Here is a 17,185-nt window from a genome sequence, read left to right as displayed (position 1 = left end):
ATTGCGTCTGGCCTATTTCATTAAATAGCTATTTATTGTTCAGGCGCCCTTCGCGGGTCAACTCATTTCCGGTGCCGCATGAAGATTACCCAGCTTGAAACCTTCGCCACGCAAAACGTCGCCTTCACGCGGCTCACCACCGAAGATGGCGGCCAGGGCTGGGGGCAGTTATCCACCTATCATGCCGACATCACCGCGCAGGTTTTCCACCGCCAGGTCGCGCCCTATGCGCTTGGCCGCTCAACCGATGATCTCGACTATCTGCTCGGCAAAATCCCCGAACACGAGCATAAATTCCCCGGCTCCTATCTCTACCGCGCGCTTGGCGGGCTCGATACGGCAGTGTGGGACCATCGCGGCAAGGCGGCGGGCAAGCCCGTCACCTCGCTCATCGGCGGCAGCCCGGGCAAGTTGCGCGCCTATGCCAGCTCCATGAAGCGCAACATCACACCCGCCGATGAAGCGGCCCGCTTCCAACGCCTGCGCGATGCGCATGGTTTTGACGCCTTCAAATTCCGCGTCGCCGCCGAATGCGGCCGCGATACCGATGAATGGCCCGGCCGGACCGAAGCCATCGTCCCCACCATTCGCCGCGCGCTGGGCGATAGCGCCACCCTGCTGGTCGATGCCAATTCCGGCTTTTCCCCCGCCCGCGCCATCGAGGTCGGCCATATGCTGCAAGACAGTGGCGTTGTGCATTTCGAAGAGCCCTGCCCCTATTGGGAAATGGAACAAACCAGGCAGGTGACTGCAGCACTCAGCCTCGATGTGACCGGCGGCGAGCAGGATTGGGATATCCACCACTGGTCCCGCATGATCGCCATGCGCGCGGTCGATGTCATCCAGCCCGATATCATGTATATGGGCGGCCTCACGCGCACGCTGCAGGTTGCGGCAATGGCGGCGGCGGCGGGCCTGCCCTGCACCCCGCATTGCGCCAATCTCTCCGCCGTCACCCTCTTCACAATGCACCTGCTGCGCGCCCTGCCCAATGCCGGCCCCTATCTGGAGTTTTCCATCGAGGGCGCCGATTATTATCCTTGGCAGCAAGGCCTCTTCGTGCAAGACCCCTATGCAATAACCAACGGCCAGGCCGAAGTGACCGACATGCCCGGCTGGGGCTTTACGGTTTCACCCGACTGGCTGGCCAGATCCACCTATCAATCCAGCGCGCTCTAGCCCATCTTTTGCTCTCAAATATCCCCGCCGGAGGCACCCGCCCTCGCCAAATATCCGGCGCGTCGCATAAAGGCATATAATGAGATTTCTTCTCGCGGCCCTCTGGCTTCTCGCCGCCTGCACGCGCCCGGGTTTCGGGCCCGTCACCCCCGAGGACAGGATCACCCTTTCGCTCAGCGGCAGCACAACCGGCGGCTACAGCCTCATCGTCACCCCGGATGACCGGGTGGTCTACGATGCCTATGCCAACCGCGCCGCGCCAAACCTGCCCGGCTGGCGCTGGGGCGATGCGCAGCGCGTCTCCGGCCAGGCCGCAACCATCTCGCCCGGTGCCTATCGCCGCGCGCTGGCGCTGCTTGCTGGTGCGCGATCCGCGCAATCCTGCCCGCCGTCAACCGCTGCCAGTCGGGGCAGTATCCGCCTCACGCGCGGGGCAAAAACCCTTTATCAGCAGTTAACACCGCAGGGCGACTGCCGTGAAGGATTCGAGGCGCTAGACGCCGCGCTGCGCAGCGCGACCCTGCCCGAAGGCTGGTTGCAAAACCTGCCCTGAAATGGCCTTGGCAGGCCCGTTTTGCACGAAAATGCGGTTACAGTGTAACTTTATGGGGCCGAAATTGCGGTTACAATGTAACTCAAAGCGCCACGGTGCCGCGAATGAGAATATGCGTCTGCCCACCGATATAGACCTGCCCCTCACCCACAGGGTTGATGAAGACCCGCCCCAGACGCCCGATTTTCTGCCCCTGCCCCACGACAATCGGCGCGGCCAGCCGCCCCTGGGCCTGCAACCAATGCGCCAAAGCCGCGTTCAGCGATCCGGTAATCGGGTCTTCCGACATGCCGCTTGAAGGCGCCAGCATCCGCACCTCAAATTCACAATCCTGCCCCGCCGGATACGCCCCGATCAGCCCGATCGACTGGAAGTTCGGCCAGCGCACACGCGCAGATTCCACCGCAAGAACATCGGCCGCACTTGCCAGTTCCAGCACATTCCAGATCGGCCCGTTGTTCAGCCGCACGGTATTGACCACACGCTCCGTGTCCAATCCCAAAGCGTTTTCAATGGCTTGCAGGTCTTCATCGGGCATGGGCTGCTGCAGGGTCACCGGCGCCAGAAAGGCGGGCACCGGGCCGGTCTGGTCAATCTCGACAATCCCGCCCACGCATTCCTGCCGCACCAGCCCGGCCTGTTTTGGCACACCGTCCGCATCCAGCCACACGGCACAGGAGCCAAGCGTCGGGTGGCCCGCAAAGGGCATTTCGCGGCTGGGGGTGAAAATCCGGATCCGGTAATCGGCCTTCGGGTCTTGCGGCTTTTGCAGAAAGGTCGTCTCCGCCAGATTGGTCCAGGCCGCAAAACGCTGCATCACCTCATCCGACAGCCCGTCACCATCCACCACAACGGCCAGGCCGTTGCCACGCAGCGCCTCGGCCGAAAACACATCGCATTGCACAAAACGTCGCCTCACAGCGCCCTCCTTTACCAACGAATGCCGTAACGCAAGGCATCATAAATTGCCGCATGGATATTGCGCGATGCGGTGGCATCACCAATGCGGTAAAGCGCGAACGCTCCTTCTGCATTCACTTCAGGAAACAAATTCCCTTTCCCTGTCAATGCCTTATGGTCAACCGCCCCAAGGTTGCGCGACAGCGGCTTCAGCTCGAAATACAGGTCTTCCGCCGGGGCCGTGCCATGTTCCACAACCACCTGATCAACCGTCAGCACCTCGCGCCAACCGGGCTCGTAATCCGAGACAAACGCCGCCTCGAGCTGGTTGCCGACCCGGCGAATCCCCTCCAGCCGCATGGCAATGCGCAGCCGCACACCGTGGCGCTGAAAGGCGGCCATATAGGGCGCGTGGTTCATGCCGCCAACCTCGGGCGCAAAAAACCGCTCGGGGCTGACAAGCGCCACCTGGCTGCCCGCCTGCGCCAGAAACTCCGCCGCCGACATGCCCTGGTGCCCACCCAGATCATCATAAACCAGCACCGATTGTGCGGGCTTTACCGTGCCGCCCAGAATATCCCATGACGAAGCGGCAAGCTCTGCCCCCTGCGCCATCGGCGGGGTTTGCGGCACTCCGCCCGTGGCGATGACCACCATATCCGGTGATAGCGCCAACACATCCTCAGCCTCGGCATAAACCTCTGTTTTAATAGGGATATTCATGGCTGCAAGCTCGCTAAGCCGCCAATCGATGATCCCCGCCAACTCGCGCCGGCGCGGGTTTTTGACCAGCAGGTTCACCTGCCCGCCGGGCTGGGCGGCGGCCTCCAGCACCACCACATCATGCCCGCGCGCCCCCGCCACGCGCGCCGCCTCCAGCCCCGCCGGCCCGGCCCCCACAACCACCACGCGGCGCAGCCGTTCGCTGCGCGCAATCACATGCGGCATCACCGCCTCGCGCCCGGTAGCGGCGTTGTGAATGCACAAAGCCTCGCCGTTTTCGTAAATCCGATCAAGGCAATAGGTGGCCCCGACACAGGGGCGGATGCGCGCCTCATCGCCCGCCATCACCTTGGCGCTGATATGCGGGTCGGCCAGATGCGCGCGCGTCATGCCAACCATGTCGAGCTTGCCCGTGGCCACCGCGTGCCGCGCAGTGGCCACATCGGCAATGCGCGCGGCATGAAACAGCGGAAATTTCGTGGCGGCGCGCAGATCCCCCGCAAAATCCAGATGCGGGGCGCTGGCCATGCCGGCAATGGGAATGACCTTGGTCAGGCTGGCATCGCTGTCGATATTCCCGCGGATGAGGTTGATGAAATCGAACTGGCTTGATGCCGCAATCCGCTGCGCAATCTCCATACCTTCGGCGCGCGAAATCCCACCTTCGACCATCTCATCGGCCACCATGCGGATACCGACAATGAACTCCGCCCCCACGGCGCGGCGAATGGCGGCGATCACCTCAAAGGCAAAGCGCAGCCGCGCGTCAAGCGCGCCGTTCCAGCCATCATCGCGCTGGTTCAGGCGCGGCGACCAGAAGCTGTCCATCAAATGCCCATAGGCTTCAAGCTCGATCCCGTCCAAGCCCGCCGCCTGCATCCGCGCCGCCGCATCGGCATAATCGGCGATGATGCGGGCAATGTCCCAATCCTCCGCCGCTTTGGGAATGGCGCGATGGGCTGGCTCGCGCACCGAACTGGCCGAGACGACCGGCAGCCAATCTCCGGTATTCCACGCCGTGCGCCGCCCCAGATGGGTGAGCTGGATCATCACCTTGCAGTCATGCGCGTGACAATCCGCCACAAGCGCCGCCAGGGGTGCCACAATCTCATCCTTGTAGGCCAGCAGGTTGCCAAAGGCGGGCGGGCTGTCGGGGGAGACCAGCGCCGAGCCTGCCGTCATGGTCAGCGCCATGCCGCCGCGCGCCTTTTCGCGGTGGTAAAGCCGATACCGCTCGCCCGGCATTCCGCTTTCGGAATAGGCCGGCTCATGCGCGGTCGACATGATGCGGTTTTTCAGCACCAGATGTTTGAGCGTATAGGGCTGTAAAAGCGGATCACGAGACATGGCGGGCCTTTCGACTGGTCCCCCAGTCTAACGCCGCCTTGCCAGCGCGCAATCGCCCAAAAGCGACAGCGGGCCGCCATCTTTTGCTCTTAAATATCCCCGCCGGAGGCTCCCGCCGCCGTGCTGCGCGCTACCGGCTCAGGGTGCGCGCCACCGCATCTTTCCAGCCGGCATAAAGCGCGTCACGGTCCGGGCCGGCCATCGCTGGCGCAAACTGACGCTCCAGCCGCCAGCCTGCTGCAAACGCAGCCATATCCGGGTAAATCCCGGCGCGCATTCCGGCCAGCCAGGCCGCCCCCAGCGCCGTGGTTTCCAGCACATCGGGGCGGTCGACCGGCGCGGCGATGATGTCGGCCAGAAACTGCATCGTCCAATCGCTAGCGCTCATCCCGCCATCCACCCGCAGCACGGTATCGCCCGCCGCCCAGTCGCGCTGCATGGCCTCCAGCAGGTCGCGGGTTTGAAAGCCGACGCTTTGCAGCGCAGCGCGGGCCAGTTCCGCCGGGCCGGAATTGCGGGTGAGGCCAAAAATCGCCCCACGGCATTCGGCATCCCAATAGGGCGCGCCGAGGCCGGTAAAGGCGGGCACCAGATAGACCTGATGGCCGCGATCCGCACGCGCGGCCAGCGGCTGGGTTTCGGCGGCCTTGCGGATAATGCCAAGCCCGTCGCGCAGCCATTGCACCACGGCGCCCGCAATGAAGATCGAACCTTCGAGCGCATAGGTCGGCGCGCCATCAAGCTGATAGGCGATGGTGGTCAGCAGCCGGTTTGTCGAGGTGACCGGCGTTTTGCCGGTGTTGAGCAGCGCAAAACAGCCGGTCCCATAGGTGGATTTCATCATGCCGGGCTTGAAACAGGCCTGCCCGATGGTTGCGGCCTGCTGATCGCCCGCAACGCCCAGAACAGGAATGGCGCGGCCCAGCAGATCGGCGCGCGTTGCACCAAAATCGGCGGCGCAATCCTTCACCTCGGGCAGCATGTTTTGCGGGATGTTCAGCAATGTGCAGATATCGGCATCCCAGGCGCCCTCGTGGATATTGTAAAGCAGCGTGCGCGCGGCATTGGTGGCGTCGGTTGCGTGGCGCTTGCCGCCCGTCAGGTTCCAGATCAGCCAGCTATCGACCGTGCCAAAGGCGAGCTCACCCGCCTCGGCACGGGCGCGCGCACCTTCCACATTATCCAGGATCCAGGCCAGTTTGGTGGCCGAGAAATACGGGTCGAGCAGCAAGCCGGTTTTGGCTTGCACCATATCGCCATGCCCGGCGTCACGCAGCCGCGCACAGCTATCGGCGGTGCGCCGGTCCTGCCAGACAATGGCGTTGTAAACCGGCTGGCCGGTTTTCCTGTCCCAGACCAGCGTGGTTTCGCGCTGGTTGGTGATGCCGATGGCCGCAATATCATCGGCCCGCAGCCCGGCGCGTTCCAGCGCCCCGCGGCAGGTGGCAGCGGTGGTCGACCAGAGATCGGCCGGGTCATGCTCCACCCAGCCGGATTGCGGAAAATGCTGGGCAAATTCGCGCTGGTCCTGGGCGACAATGCGCATCTTCGCATCAAAGATTATGGCGCGCGACGATGTGGTGCCCTGGTCAATGGCAAGGATATGGCTCATGGTCCGGCCTCCATATCAGCGGTGAGTTTCGCGGTCATTTCAGGGGTAAACTGTAGCCCCAAACGGGTGCGGCGCCACAGAATATCTTCGCTGGTTTGGGCAAATTCACAGCTGCGCAGCCACGCCACCTCGGCGGCGGTAAGCGTGGCCCCGTAATGCGGGCCAAGATCGGCGGCAGATTTTGCACCGCCCAAAACCTCCCACGCCTCCAGCCCATAGGCGCGAAACAGGCGCGTGGCCCATTTTTTACCCAGAAACGGATAATCCTTCATCAGCCTGGCCTGCAATCGGGCCACATCGGCCACCGGAAAATCGCCGCCCGGCATGGGGGCGCGGGCAGTCCATTTTCCGGCATGGGCGGGCAGATGCGGGCCGAGTTTGGCAAGCGCCGATTCCGCCAGCCGCCGATAGGTGGTGATCTTGCCGCCGAAAATATGCAGCACGGCGGGGCCATCGGCATTGAGCGACAGCACATAATCGCGCGTGGCTGCGGTGGCGGAACTGGCCCCGTCATCATAGAGCGGGCGCACACCGGAATAGCGCCAGACCACATCGGCCAGCGTGATGGGCTTGGCAAGATAGTCCGAGGCCAGCTTGCACAGATATTCCGCCTCGTCATCGGTGCAGATGGCGGCACCGGGGGCGCCGTCATGGTCGACATCGGTGGTGCCGATCAGCGTGAAATCCTGCTCATAGGGAATGGCGAAAACCACGCGATTGTCGGGGCTTTGCAGAATGAAGGGGCGGTCATCGTCAAACAGGCGGCGGGTGATGATATGGCTGCCGCGCACAAGGCGGATGCCTTCGGTTGACGGCAGGTTCAGCGCATCGTCGATAACATCGCGCACCCAGGGGCCGGCGGCGTTGACCAGCGCGCGGGCGTAATGGGTTTGGGTGTTGCCGTTCCGGTCGGTTTCAATGCGCCACAGATTTGCTTCGCGCCGGGCGGATGTGACCTTGGTGCGGGTCAGAACATGCGCGCCCCTGGCTTGCGCGTCGCGTGCATTCAGCACCACAAGCCGGCTGTCCTGCACCCAGCAATCGGAATATTCGAACCCGGTGGTGAAACGCGATTGCAGCGCCTGCCCGGCCGCATCTTTGCGCAGGTTGATGCGCCGCGTGGCGGGCAGAATCTTGCGGCCGCCCAGATGGTCATACATGAACAGGCCAAGGCGCAGCAGCCAGCGCGGGCGCATCCCTTTTTGATGCGGCAGGATAAAGCGCAGGGGCCAGGAAATATGCGGCATGGCGGTGAGCAGGGTTTCACGCTCGCGCAGGGCCTCGCGCACCAGACGGAACTCGTAATATTCCAGATAGCGCAGCCCGCCGTGGAAAAGTTTGGTCGAGGCCGAGGAGGTGGCCGAGGCGAGATCGCCCATTTCGGCCAGCGTTACCGACAGCCCGCGCCCCGCCGCATCGCGCGCGATTCCGCAGCCGTTGATGCCACCGCCGATGATGAACAGATCGGTTGGATTTTGCGCGTTGGACATGATTCACCTCTGCCGGTCAAAATGCGCGTTTATGCGCGTTTTTGCAATGTTTGTTTTCGGTGTTGCCAAATTTGGTTGCGTTTTCGCGCGAAGCGCGGCAGATTTGGGCATGGCCCAGAATTTCAGACATGCCGAGATCTTGCAGCTTGCCCGTGCCGAGGGGCGCGTGCTGGTCGAAGATCTGGCCGCGCGCTTCGGGGTCAGCCTGCAAACCGCGCGGCGCGATCTGGCCAGCCTGTGCGAAAGCGGGGCGCTGGCGCGGGTCTATGGCGGGGCGATGCTGCCAAGTGGCGTGGCCAATATCGGCTATGAGCAGCGGCGCCAGATGGGGGCGGCGTCCAAGGCGCGGATTGCAGCGGCCTGTGCGCGCGACATCCCCGATGGCGCGTCGGTGTTCCTGAATATCGGCACAACAACCGAGGCGGTGGCGCGCGCGCTGCTGGGCCATAAAAACCTGCTGGTGGTGACCAACAACATCAACGTGGCCAATATTCTGGGGCCAAGCGGGGCGGCAGAAATTGTAGTGGCGGGCGGCAGCTTGCGCCCCTCCGATGGCGGGCTTGTGGGCGATGCCACGGCCGAGTTCATCCGCCAGTTCAAGCTTGATTATGCGGTGATTGGTGCATCCGCGCTCGATGCGGATGGCGATCTGCTGGACTATGATTTTCGCGAAGTGCGGGTAACGCAGGCGATATTGGCCTCGGCCCGGCTGCGCTTTCTGGTGGCCGATGCGGGCAAGTTTGCGCGCAAGGCTCCGGTGCGCATTTGCAATGTCACGGCGCTTGATATGCTGATCACCGATGCCGCCCTGCCCGTGCCTTTGGCGCGGCTTTGCGCAACCGGGCAAACGCGCGTGGCGCTGGTTTGACCGGCGGCGCCGTCAGGGCGCGGAAATATCGGGCGAATGTTGCGCCCCTAATGGGCGTAATCAGACCCTTCGGCATCCAGTATCGCCCTCAGCTCGGCCAAATGGCGGTCGGCCTGCTCGGGGTAGTTGTCCAGCTCGGCGGCGGTTTTTTCGGCCACCGCGTCAGACAGCACCCGCAAGGGCCGGCCGGTTTGCAGGGCGCGGATATAGGTTTCTGCGGCGCGCTCGAAATAATAGAGCCGGTTGAACGTATCGGCCACGGAACTGCCCAGCACCAGCACGCCGTGATTGCCCATGATCATCACACGTTTCTTCGGGTCGCTCAGTTGGGCTGCACAGCGCGCGCCCTCATCCTCGAAGGCCAGCCCGCCATAGCCCTCGTCAACCACGGTGCGGTTGAAGAAGGTGCAGCAATTCTGGTCGATCGGCGGCAGGGTGCTGTCGGCAAGGCTGGCCAGCACGGTGGCAAAGATCGAATGCAAATGCATCACGCAACGCGCATGTGGCACCAGCCGATGCACCCCGCCATGCAGCCCCCAGGCCGTGGGGTCGGGGGCATCGGGGCGCGCCATAATTGCCGGATCATTGGCGTCGAGCAGCAGCATGTCGGATGCGCGGATGCGGGCAAAATGCATCTGGTTGGGGTTCATCAGGAATTGTGTGCCTTCCGCGTTCACGGCCAGCGAGAAATGGTTGGCCACCGCCTCGTGCATGTTCAGCCGCGCGGTCCAGCGAAAGGCGGCGGCAAGCTCAACGCGTTCGTCCCAATGGGCAATGTTCGGGGTGGCGTGCGGCGGCGTCGCGGTCATGGTGGCTCCTGTGTCGATACGCATCGCAGCCTAGCGCGGTTTGGCGCGGGCGCAACGGGGTGGCGATGAATTTCCGCCTGCGGGGGTCGCAATGCGCTGGCGGGTGGCCTATATCGGCAACACCAGACCCGCACCGCATTAAGGATAGTTCATGATCATTGCATTTTCACTCGTCGGGCTTGGCCTTTTGCTTTTGGTTCTGGGGGGCGAAGCGCTGGTGCGCGGGGCAGTCACTTTGGCCGCCCGGGCCGGGGTTTCGCCCTTGCTCGTCGGGCTGGTGATTGTCGGGTTCGGCACGTCGGCGCCCGAGCTTGTGGCCAGCGTCGAGGCCGCATTGGCCGGGGCGCCCGCCATTGCCTGGGGCAATATCATCGGCTCCAACATTGCCAATTCGCTGCTGATTCTGGGCGCGGCCGTGATGATCACACCGCTTGTGCTGGAGCGGGCAACCGCGCTGCGCGACCCGCTCATAGCCTTTGTTGCCGCGCTGGCTTTTGCGGCTGTCGTGCTGGCCGGGCATGGGCATTGGCTGGTGGGGCTGGCCGGGCTTCTGGCCATTGGCGCCTATGTTCTGGCGGCCTATTTCAAGGGCAAGGCCGATCATGTGCCGGTGGATATTCCTGAAACAGGCCAGGCGCATTGGGCCGTTGCACTGCTGGGTGTGCTGGTCGGGCTGGGCCTGCTGATCGGCGGTGGCAAGATGCTGGTCATGGGCGCGGTGGATCTGGCCGAGCTGGCGGGCATGTCGCAAACCGTGATCGGGCTGACCGTGGTGGCCATCGGCACATCGGCGCCGGAACTGGCCACGGCTTTGGTGGCCGCGCGGCATCGGCAAATGCAGGTGGTGTTCGGCAATATCATCGGCTCCAACATCTATAACCTGCTGGCGATTGGCGGCACGACCATGATCATCGCCCCGGCACCCCTGTCGCCCGACCTGCTGTTGCGCGACATTCCCGTGATGCTGGCCGCCATGCTGGTGGTGCTGCTTGTGGCGCTGTTCAGCGGGCGGCTGGGCAAACTTGCCGGGCTGGGCCTGCTGGCCAGCTATGCAATTTATATCGCGGTTCTGGCAATTAGCTGACGTTTCGGCCGAATGTTTCGGCATTTCGCCAAGGCCGCGCAATTACGCTTGACAGGTTCCGCCGCCAGCGCATCATTTCAGGCGCAACGTTCGTGTTGCGCTTGAGATTTTTATGACAGTCCAGACAATCGACCTTGCCGGTGAAGCCCCCGGTTCAACCCGCAGGCTGGTGCGCCATTCCTGGGGCGCGGCGGGCGCGCGGCCGAAAGTGTATTTGCAGGCCGCGCTGCACGCCGATGAAATGCCCGGCGTGATTGCGTTGCAACACCTGATGGACCTGCTGGATGTGGCCGAGGCCGAAGGGCGGATCACGGGCGAAATTTGCGTCGTGCCGCTGGCCAACCCCATCGGCTTTGGCCAATGGATCAGCCATAAGCCGATGGGCCGGCAAGAGCTTGAATCCATGCAGAATTTCAACCGGCACTACCCCGACCTTGCCACGCTGGTCGCCGATGCGCTGGAGACGAAACTGACCGAGAGCGCCGCCGAAAACCTTACGATCATCCGCGCGGAAATGGCGGCGGCAATCGCGGCACTGCCCGTTAAATCTGACCTTGATGCATTGCGCAAAACCCTGCTGGGGTGGAGCCATGATGCCGATTATGTGCTGGATTGCCATTGCGACCATATGGCGGTGATGCATCTTTACGCCTCGCCGCTGCGCCCGGCCGATACCAGCCTGCTGTGCCGTGCCACCGGCGCAAGACTGGCGCTGATCCAGGAGGTTTCGGGCGGCAATGCCTTTGACGAGGCGCATACCGTGCCCTGGGCGGTGCTGAAGCGCCGCTATGCCGGCCGCTTCCCCATTCCCGATGGCTGCTTTTCCACCACGCTGGAGTTTCGCGGCCAGCTGGATGTGGATGACGCGACCGGCGCGCAGGACGGCGCCAACCTGCTGGCGTTTCTGGGGGCGATTGGTGCGGTCGCGGGCTGCGCGGCGCCTGCCCATGACGATGCGCCCCATTACCCGCTTGGCGGCACGGACGAGGCCTTTGCCCCGCAGGGCGGCGTGGTGACTTGGCAAAAACGGCCCGGCGACTGGCTGCAAAAGGGCGAGACCGTGGCCCATGTCACCGACCCGATGACACGTTTGCGCCTGCCTGTGACTGCGCCCAATAGCGGCCTGTTGTTTCGCATTGAACTCTGGCGCCACTGTCTGCGCGGCCAGAGCCTGTTCAACCTGGCCGGCCCCGATGTGCTGCGCAGCGGCGATTTGCTTTCAGACTGACATTCAACCAAGGAGACAGCTATGAAAATGGATATCAAGCAACATTGGAAGGGTGCGCTGCTTTCTGTCGCGCTGGCCATGTCAAGCCAGCCCGCGCTGGCACAGGATGGCGTTCTTGACCGTGGCATCGGCTCGGAATGGTCATCGCTCGACCCGCATGTGAACTTTGACGCGGCCGCGGGCTGGATTCAGGGCGACGCCTATGAAGGGCTTGTCACCTATTCGCCCCAGGGCGAAGTATTGCCCGGACAGGCCGAAAGCTGGGATATTTCCGAGGACGGCACCACCTATACCTTCCATTTGCGCGAAGGGCTGAAATGGTCCAACGGCGACCCTGTGACCGCGCAGCAGTTTGTCGATGGTGTCTTGCGCACGCTCAACCCCGAAACCGGTTCGGAAAAAGGCTATTACTTCTATTCCGTCGTGAACATTCCCGGCGCCGCTGAATTGGCCAATGGAGAGACCACCGACCCGTCGGTGCTGGGCATTACCGCCCCTGATGAGCGCACGGTTGTGGTGCAAATGGCCACGCCCGCCCCGCATCTGCTTGACCTGATGGGCGCGTTCGTGATGACCCCGCTGCACGGGCCAAGCTTTGAGGCCAACGGGCCGGGCGTGTTCATCGACCCTGCCAATGTGGTGACAAACGGCGCCTATATGATAGCCGAGGTCGTGCCGCAATCGCATGTGCTGCTGGTGAAAAACCCGAATTACTGGGATGCCGCCAATGTCGCCATCGAGCAGGTGAAATACCATGTCACCGAGGATGTGAACACCGAGTTGCTGCGCTATCAGGCGGGCGAGATCGATGTGACCTATGACATCCCGCTTGCGCAGATCGCGCCGCTAAGCGCATCCATCCCCGATCAGGTGCGCATCGCGCCCTCGACCGAGGTGATCTACTACACGTTCAACCTGACCCGCGACGCCTATCAGGATATCAACCTGCGCCGCGCGCTGACCCTGGCAATAGACCGTGAGGTGCTGGAAAACAACATCGTGCGCGGTGGGGCCATTCCGGTTTACGCCTATGCCGGCGGGTTCGACCCAACCTATAACGGCCCGGTCATTGCCGAAGCCAGCATGTCTCAGGCCGAGCGTAACGCGCTGGCGCAAGAGCTTTATGCCGCCGCTGGTTATAGCGCCGACAACCCACTGACCCTGAACATCGTGACCACCGTATCCGAGGATTCCACCCGCCGCGCACAGGGCATTGCGCTGATGTGGAAACAGGTTCTGGGTGTGAATGCCGTGGTGGAACCGGTCGAGCGCAAGGCATGGCTCGATGCTTTCTATGCCGGCACATGGGATGTGTTCGCCGATGATCTGGTGGGCGATTTCGCCGGTGCGGAAAGCTTCCTGGCCTATATGCGCCCCTCGGCCGAGGCGGGCTATAACTGGGAAAGCCCGGAATTCGAGGCTGCGATGGATGTCGCCGCCGCCCTGCCCGACCGCCCCTCGCGCAACGAGGCGCTTGCCGCTGCCGAACGGATTTTGCTTGACGCCTATCTGTTCGCGCCGGTGGCCATCGTGCCCTCGCGCCATCTGGTCAACCCTGCGCTCAAAGGGTGGGCAACCAGCGTTGCGGGCTATAACAACAGCCAGTGGATGCGGTTCGAATAAGCGCATATCGGCGGGCGCAGCCCTTGCGCCCGCCGCCTTTCAGGGTTGATCAATGCTCCGCTTCATTCTCAAACGGCTTGGCCACGGCGCGCTGACGCTGGGTGTGCTTGTCACGCTCACCTTCTTTGTAATCCGGCTTGCCCCCGGCGGCCCGTTCTCAAAATCGCGCAAACTTTCGGCTGAAGTTCTGGCCAATATCGAGCGCGCCTATCATCTGGACGAGCCGCTCTACATGCAGTTCGGCCGCTATGTCTGGGGCATTCTGCGGCTGGATTTCGGCCCCTCCACCCGGTTTCGCGACTACGATGTGGGCGCTATCCTCGCCTCGGGCCTGCCCTATTCGCTGACGATCGGGCTTTGGGCGGTGCTGCTGGCCAGCGTGGTGGGCGTGTCGCTTGGCATTGCCGGGGCGCTGCGGCGCAATTCGCTTACCGATTATTCCGCCGGAATAATCGGCGTGGCGGGCATTGCCGTGCCGATTTTCGTCATCGCCCCGCTGATGCAGCTGTTCTTCGCCATCAGGCTGGGCTGGCTGCCGGTGGGCGGGTGGAACAATGGCTGGCAAAGCCTTGTTCTGCCGGTCATCGCGCTGTCTTTGCCCAATATCGCCTATATCTCGCGGCTGACCCGCAGCGCCATGATCGAAACCCTGCGCGAAAACTATATCCGCACGGCGCGGGCCAAGGGGATTGGCGGGCGCCGCGTGGTCTGGCGGCACGCGATGATTGGCGCGCTCATGCCGGTCATTGCCTATATCGGGCCGGCCACGGCGGCAATCATTACAGGCTCTATCCTCATCGAAACCATTTTCGCGCTGCCCGGCATCGGGCGGCATTTTGTCGATGCGGCGCTGAACCGCGACTACCCTTTGGTGATGGGCATTACCATTGTCTATGGGGGGTTCCTCATCCTGTTCAACATCCTGACCGACCTGTTGCGCGGCTGGCTCGACCCACGGGTGCGCCATGTCTGATATGACAAGCGCCCCGCCGCAAAGCACGCTTGCGCTGCAAATGCGCCGCTTTCGCCAGAACAGGCTGGCAATGGCCGGGCTGGTCGTGCTGGGGCTGATCGTGCTGGCCTGCTTCCTTGGCCCCTATGCCTTTCCCTTCACGGGCGAAGATGCCGATTTTACCGCCATCGCCCTGCCGGTGGACCTGCTTTCGGCCCACCCGTTCGGCACCGATAATTTTGGCCGCGATTTGCTGGTGCGCACGCTGGAAGGCGGGCAGGTCTCGCTGGCCATCGGCTTTGTCGGGGCGTTCACGGCGGGGGTGATCGGCGTGCTGTATGGCGCGGTTGCAGGCTATATCGGTGGCCGGATCGACGGGCTGATGATGCGCATGGTCGAAATCCTCTACGGGTTTCCCTATGTGATTCTGGTCATCCTGCTCAGCCTGCTGTTTGGCGGTGGCAATATCGCGCTGTTTGCGGCAATTGTATTTACGCTTTGGCTTACCCCCGCCGTGATCGTGCGCGCCCAGGCCCAGGCCCTGGCCAGGCGCGAGTTCATTGAAGCGGCGCGCGCAGGCGGTATGCGCACCGGGCAGATCATCCTCACCCATATCGTGCCGAACACGCTGTCGGTGGTCATCGTCTATGGCTCGCTTCTGGTGCCCGAGGTGATCTTGTCGGAAAGCTTCCTGTCTTTCCTTGGCATCGGCATCAAGGAACCCCAGGCCAGCTGGGGCAACCTTATCCAGGCCGGCACCTCGGCCATGTCAACCGACTTGCGCCTGTTGCTTCTGCCCGGCGGCTTGCTCGCCACGGTGCTGTTTTGTCTCAACTTTATCGCAGATGGGCTACGGGATGCCTTTGATCCAAATGAAAGATAGCCTGCTCGATGTGCAAGACCTGTCGGTGCGCTTCAAACTGCCCGCAGGCGAGATGACTGCGGTTGACCGTGTCTCCTTCACCCTTGGCGCGGGCGAGGTTCTGGGCATTGTCGGTGAAAGCGGCTCTGGCAAAAGCCAGATCCTTTATGCGCTGATGGGGCTGCTGGCCAGCAATGGCCACGCAACCGGGCAGGCGCTGTTTGCCGGTGATGACCTGCTGGCCATGAAGCCCGCCGCGCTTGACCGTGTGCGCGGCGCGACCATGTCGATGATCTTCCAGGACCCGATGACCAGCCTCAACCCCTATCAGCGCGTGGGCGACCAACTGGCCGAGGGGCTGATGGTGCATGGCGGGCTGGGCCGCAAGGCGGCACTGGCCGAAGCCGTGCAGATGCTTGCGCGTGTGCGTATACCCGATGCCGCCCGACGCGCGCGCCATTACCCGCACGAATTTTCGGGCGGGATGCGCCAGCGCGTGATGATCGCAATGGCGCTGCTGGCCAAACCCCGGCTGCTGCTGACCGACGAGCCGACCACCGCGCTTGATGTGACCGTGCAGGCCCAGGTGATCGACCTGATGGCGGAACTGGCGCGCGAAAGCGGCACCTCGATGATTTTCGTCACCCATGACCTTGGGGTTGTGGCGCGGATATGCGACCGCGTGGCCGTGCTTTATGGTGGTCGGATTATGGAGGAAGCCCCCGTCACAACCCTGTTTGCCACCCCCCGCCACCCCTATAGCGCGGGCCTGCTGCACACCACGCCGCGCATGGCCACAAAGCTGACACCGCGGCTGGAAACCATTCCCGGCACGCCGCGTTCCGGCGGGGCCATGCTGCCCGGCTGCCCCTTTGCGCCGCGCTGCATGGTAAGGGTTGCAGCCTGCGAAACCACCCAGCCACCGCTTGCCGCCATCGCCCCCGGCCACCATGCCGCATGTCACCTGATCGGGGGGAACGCATGAGCCTGCTTTCGGTGCGCAACCTTGATGTGGGTTATCCCATCGGCGGCGGCTTGCTGCGCAAATCCACCCTGCTGCCCATTGTGCGCGATGTGTCGTTCGAGCTTGAGGCAGGCAAAACGCTGGGCATAGTGGGGGAATCCGGCTGTGGCAAATCCACCCTTGGCCGCGCGATCTTGCAGCTTGTGCCCCCCAGCGCCGGGCAGGTGCTGTTTGAAGGCACCGACCTTGCCAGCCTGCCCGCCGACGCGCTGCGCAAGCGCCGCTCGGAGATGCAGATCATCTTTCAAGACCCTGTCGCCGCGCTCGACCCGCGCATGACGCTTGGGCGCATCATCACCCGCCCCTTGGCGATATTCGAGCCGGGCTTAAGCCGCGCTGAACTGCACAACCGTGCCGTGGCCGCGCTGGAACAGGTTGGCCTGTCGGCCGATTTTGCCGCCCGCTACCCGCATGAACTGTCTGGCGGGCAGGCCCAGCGCGTGGGCATTGCCCGCGCCATCATCGGCAAACCGAAGCTGATCATCTGCGACGAGCCTGTCTCGGCGCTCGATGTCTCGATTCAGGCGCAAGTGGTGAACCTGCTGATGGATCTGCAAGACCAGATGGGGCTGGCGCTGGTCTTCATCTCGCATAACCTGTCGATCGTGCGCCATATCAGCCATGATATTCTGGTCATGTGCCTTGGCCGCACGGTGGAACTGGCCAGCCGCGATGCATTCTATGCGCGCCCCGCCCACCCCTATGCGCAGGCATTGAAGGATGCCGTGCCCGAACCCGACCCCGTGGCCGAACGCGCCCGCCTTGGCACATCGCTGCCCGGCGAGCTACCCTCGGTCATGCGCCCGCCGCCCGGTTGTGTATTCGCCAGCCGCTGCCCCATCGCGCAGTCGCGCTGCCATGCAGAGCGGCCCGAATTGCGTGTTTTGAAAGACGGTCGCCACGCCGCCTGCCATTTTGCCGAAGGTTAGAC

General features: G+C 63.3%; 15 protein-coding genes. 10 read left to right on the top strand and 5 right to left on the bottom strand.

The features are described from left to right. Positions 1–78 precede the first annotated feature (78 nt). On the top strand, positions 79–1,179 hold the full coding sequence (locus LGT41_RS07480; protein WP_274129494.1) for a mandelate racemase/muconate lactonizing enzyme family protein: 1,101 nt from the start codon (positions 79–81) through the stop codon (positions 1,177–1,179). A gap of 79 nt (positions 1,180–1,258) precedes the next feature. Next, positions 1,259–1,732, top strand: a complete 474-nt coding sequence (locus LGT41_RS07475) for a hypothetical protein (RefSeq protein ID WP_274129493.1) — start codon at positions 1,259–1,261, stop codon at positions 1,730–1,732. 82 nt (positions 1,733–1,814) lie between these two features. Here the strand turns inward: LGT41_RS07475 and LGT41_RS07470 are convergent, their stop codons facing one another. From LGT41_RS07470 to glpD, 4 genes are all read right to left on the bottom strand, one after another. Beyond that, complete coding sequence (locus tag LGT41_RS07470) at positions 1,815–2,651, bottom strand: PhzF family phenazine biosynthesis protein (protein WP_274129492.1); 837 nt, start codon at positions 2,649–2,651, stop codon at positions 1,815–1,817. An 11-nt stretch (positions 2,652–2,662) separates the two neighbouring features. Next, positions 2,663–4,702 (bottom strand): NADH:flavin oxidoreductase, encoded by a 2,040-nt coding sequence (locus LGT41_RS07465; protein ID WP_274129491.1) that lies wholly within the window; start codon positions 4,700–4,702, stop codon positions 2,663–2,665. Positions 4,703–4,832: 130 nt separating this feature from the next. Then, positions 4,833–6,314 (bottom strand): glycerol kinase GlpK, encoded by a 1,482-nt coding sequence (glpK, locus tag LGT41_RS07460; protein WP_274129490.1) that lies wholly within the window; start codon positions 6,312–6,314, stop codon positions 4,833–4,835. After that, a complete protein-coding gene (gene glpD / locus LGT41_RS07455) occupies positions 6,311–7,804 on the bottom strand; it encodes a glycerol-3-phosphate dehydrogenase (RefSeq protein WP_274129489.1) in 1,494 nt (497 codons plus the stop codon). Before glpD ends, glpK begins: the two co-directional genes overlap by 4 nt. Before the next feature lie 109 nt (positions 7,805–7,913). Here glpD and LGT41_RS07450 point away from each other — a divergent pair, with 109 nt between their 5' ends. Further along, a complete protein-coding gene (locus LGT41_RS07450) occupies positions 7,914–8,672 on the top strand; it encodes a DeoR/GlpR family DNA-binding transcription regulator (RefSeq protein ID WP_274129488.1) in 759 nt (252 codons plus the stop codon). 47 nt (positions 8,673–8,719) lie between these two features. Here LGT41_RS07450 and LGT41_RS07445 read toward each other — a convergent pair whose 3' ends face one another. Beyond that, entirely contained in the window at positions 8,720–9,481 is a 762-nt protein-coding gene (locus LGT41_RS07445) for a class II aldolase and adducin N-terminal domain-containing protein (RefSeq protein ID WP_274129487.1), read from the bottom strand. 151 nt (positions 9,482–9,632) lie between these two features. Here LGT41_RS07445 and LGT41_RS07440 point away from each other — a divergent pair, with 151 nt between their 5' ends. The 7 genes from LGT41_RS07440 to LGT41_RS07410 all read left to right on the top strand — a co-directional run bounded on the left by LGT41_RS07440 (position 9,633) and on the right by LGT41_RS07410 (position 17,183). Next, positions 9,633–10,565 carry a calcium/sodium antiporter gene (locus LGT41_RS07440; protein WP_274129485.1) on the top strand — a complete coding sequence of 311 codons (933 nt, stop codon included), beginning with the start codon at positions 9,633–9,635 and terminating at the stop codon, positions 10,563–10,565. 112 nt (positions 10,566–10,677) lie between these two features. Further along, entirely contained in the window at positions 10,678–11,793 is a 1,116-nt protein-coding gene (locus tag LGT41_RS07435; protein WP_274129483.1) for a succinylglutamate desuccinylase/aspartoacylase family protein, read from the top strand. Positions 11,794–11,814: 21 nt separating this feature from the next. Then, positions 11,815–13,416 carry a peptide ABC transporter substrate-binding protein gene (locus tag LGT41_RS07430; protein WP_274129482.1) on the top strand — a complete coding sequence of 534 codons (1,602 nt, stop codon included), beginning with the start codon at positions 11,815–11,817 and terminating at the stop codon, positions 13,414–13,416. Between the two features lie 52 nt (positions 13,417–13,468). Continuing rightward, positions 13,469–14,389: an ABC transporter permease gene (locus tag LGT41_RS07425; RefSeq protein ID WP_274129481.1), complete on the top strand. Its 921-nt coding sequence runs from the start codon at positions 13,469–13,471 to the stop codon at positions 14,387–14,389. After that, positions 14,382–15,251: an ABC transporter permease gene (locus tag LGT41_RS07420; protein WP_274129480.1), complete on the top strand. Its 870-nt coding sequence runs from the start codon at positions 14,382–14,384 to the stop codon at positions 15,249–15,251. Before LGT41_RS07425 ends, LGT41_RS07420 begins: the two co-directional genes overlap by 8 nt. After that, on the top strand, positions 15,226–16,215 hold the full coding sequence (locus tag LGT41_RS07415; RefSeq protein WP_274129479.1) for an ABC transporter ATP-binding protein: 990 nt from the start codon (positions 15,226–15,228) through the stop codon (positions 16,213–16,215). Before LGT41_RS07420 ends, LGT41_RS07415 begins: the two co-directional genes overlap by 26 nt. Beyond that, the gene (locus tag LGT41_RS07410; protein WP_274129478.1) at positions 16,212–17,183 is read left to right on the top strand and encodes an ABC transporter ATP-binding protein; all 972 of its coding nucleotides are present in this window, start codon (positions 16,212–16,214) and stop codon (positions 17,181–17,183) included. The genes LGT41_RS07415 and LGT41_RS07410 overlap by 4 nt, the downstream gene beginning before the upstream one ends. Positions 17,184–17,185: the final 2 nt, after the last annotated feature.

Origin of the sequence: Abyssibius alkaniclasticus (genome assembly GCF_020447305.1) — a bacterium.
Lineage (GTDB): Bacteria > Pseudomonadota > Alphaproteobacteria > Rhodobacterales > Rhodobacteraceae > Abyssibius > Abyssibius alkaniclasticus.
Note: the sequence above shows the minus strand (reverse complement) of the source record. Positions and strands in the feature narration are given on the sequence as shown.

Bases quoted from the DNA above. Each gene is read 5' to 3' on its own strand.
- LGT41_RS07480 (WP_274129494.1), top strand. From the start codon at position 79: ATGAAGATTACCCAGCTTGAAACCTTCGCCACGCAAAACGTCGCCTTC.
- LGT41_RS07475 (WP_274129493.1), top strand. From the start codon at position 1,259: ATGAGATTTCTTCTCGCGGCCCTCTGGCTTCTCGCCGCCTGCACGCGC.
- LGT41_RS07465 (WP_274129491.1), bottom strand. From the start codon at position 4,702: ATGTCTCGTGATCCGCTTTTACAGCCCTATACGCTCAAACATCTGGTG.
- glpK (WP_274129490.1), bottom strand. From the start codon at position 6,314: ATGAGCCATATCCTTGCCATTGACCAGGGCACCACATCGTCGCGCGCC.
- glpD (WP_274129489.1), bottom strand. From the start codon at position 7,804: ATGTCCAACGCGCAAAATCCAACCGATCTGTTCATCATCGGCGGTGGC.
- LGT41_RS07450 (WP_274129488.1), top strand. From the start codon at position 7,914: ATGGCCCAGAATTTCAGACATGCCGAGATCTTGCAGCTTGCCCGTGCC.
- LGT41_RS07445 (WP_274129487.1), bottom strand. From the start codon at position 9,481: ATGACCGCGACGCCGCCGCACGCCACCCCGAACATTGCCCATTGGGAC.
- LGT41_RS07440 (WP_274129485.1), top strand. From the start codon at position 9,633: ATGATCATTGCATTTTCACTCGTCGGGCTTGGCCTTTTGCTTTTGGTT.
- LGT41_RS07435 (WP_274129483.1), top strand. From the start codon at position 10,678: ATGACAGTCCAGACAATCGACCTTGCCGGTGAAGCCCCCGGTTCAACC.
- LGT41_RS07430 (WP_274129482.1), top strand. From the start codon at position 11,815: ATGAAAATGGATATCAAGCAACATTGGAAGGGTGCGCTGCTTTCTGTC.
- LGT41_RS07425 (WP_274129481.1), top strand. From the start codon at position 13,469: ATGCTCCGCTTCATTCTCAAACGGCTTGGCCACGGCGCGCTGACGCTG.
- LGT41_RS07420 (WP_274129480.1), top strand. From the start codon at position 14,382: ATGTCTGATATGACAAGCGCCCCGCCGCAAAGCACGCTTGCGCTGCAA.
- LGT41_RS07415 (WP_274129479.1), top strand. From the start codon at position 15,226: ATGCCTTTGATCCAAATGAAAGATAGCCTGCTCGATGTGCAAGACCTG.
- LGT41_RS07410 (WP_274129478.1), top strand. From the start codon at position 16,212: ATGAGCCTGCTTTCGGTGCGCAACCTTGATGTGGGTTATCCCATCGGC.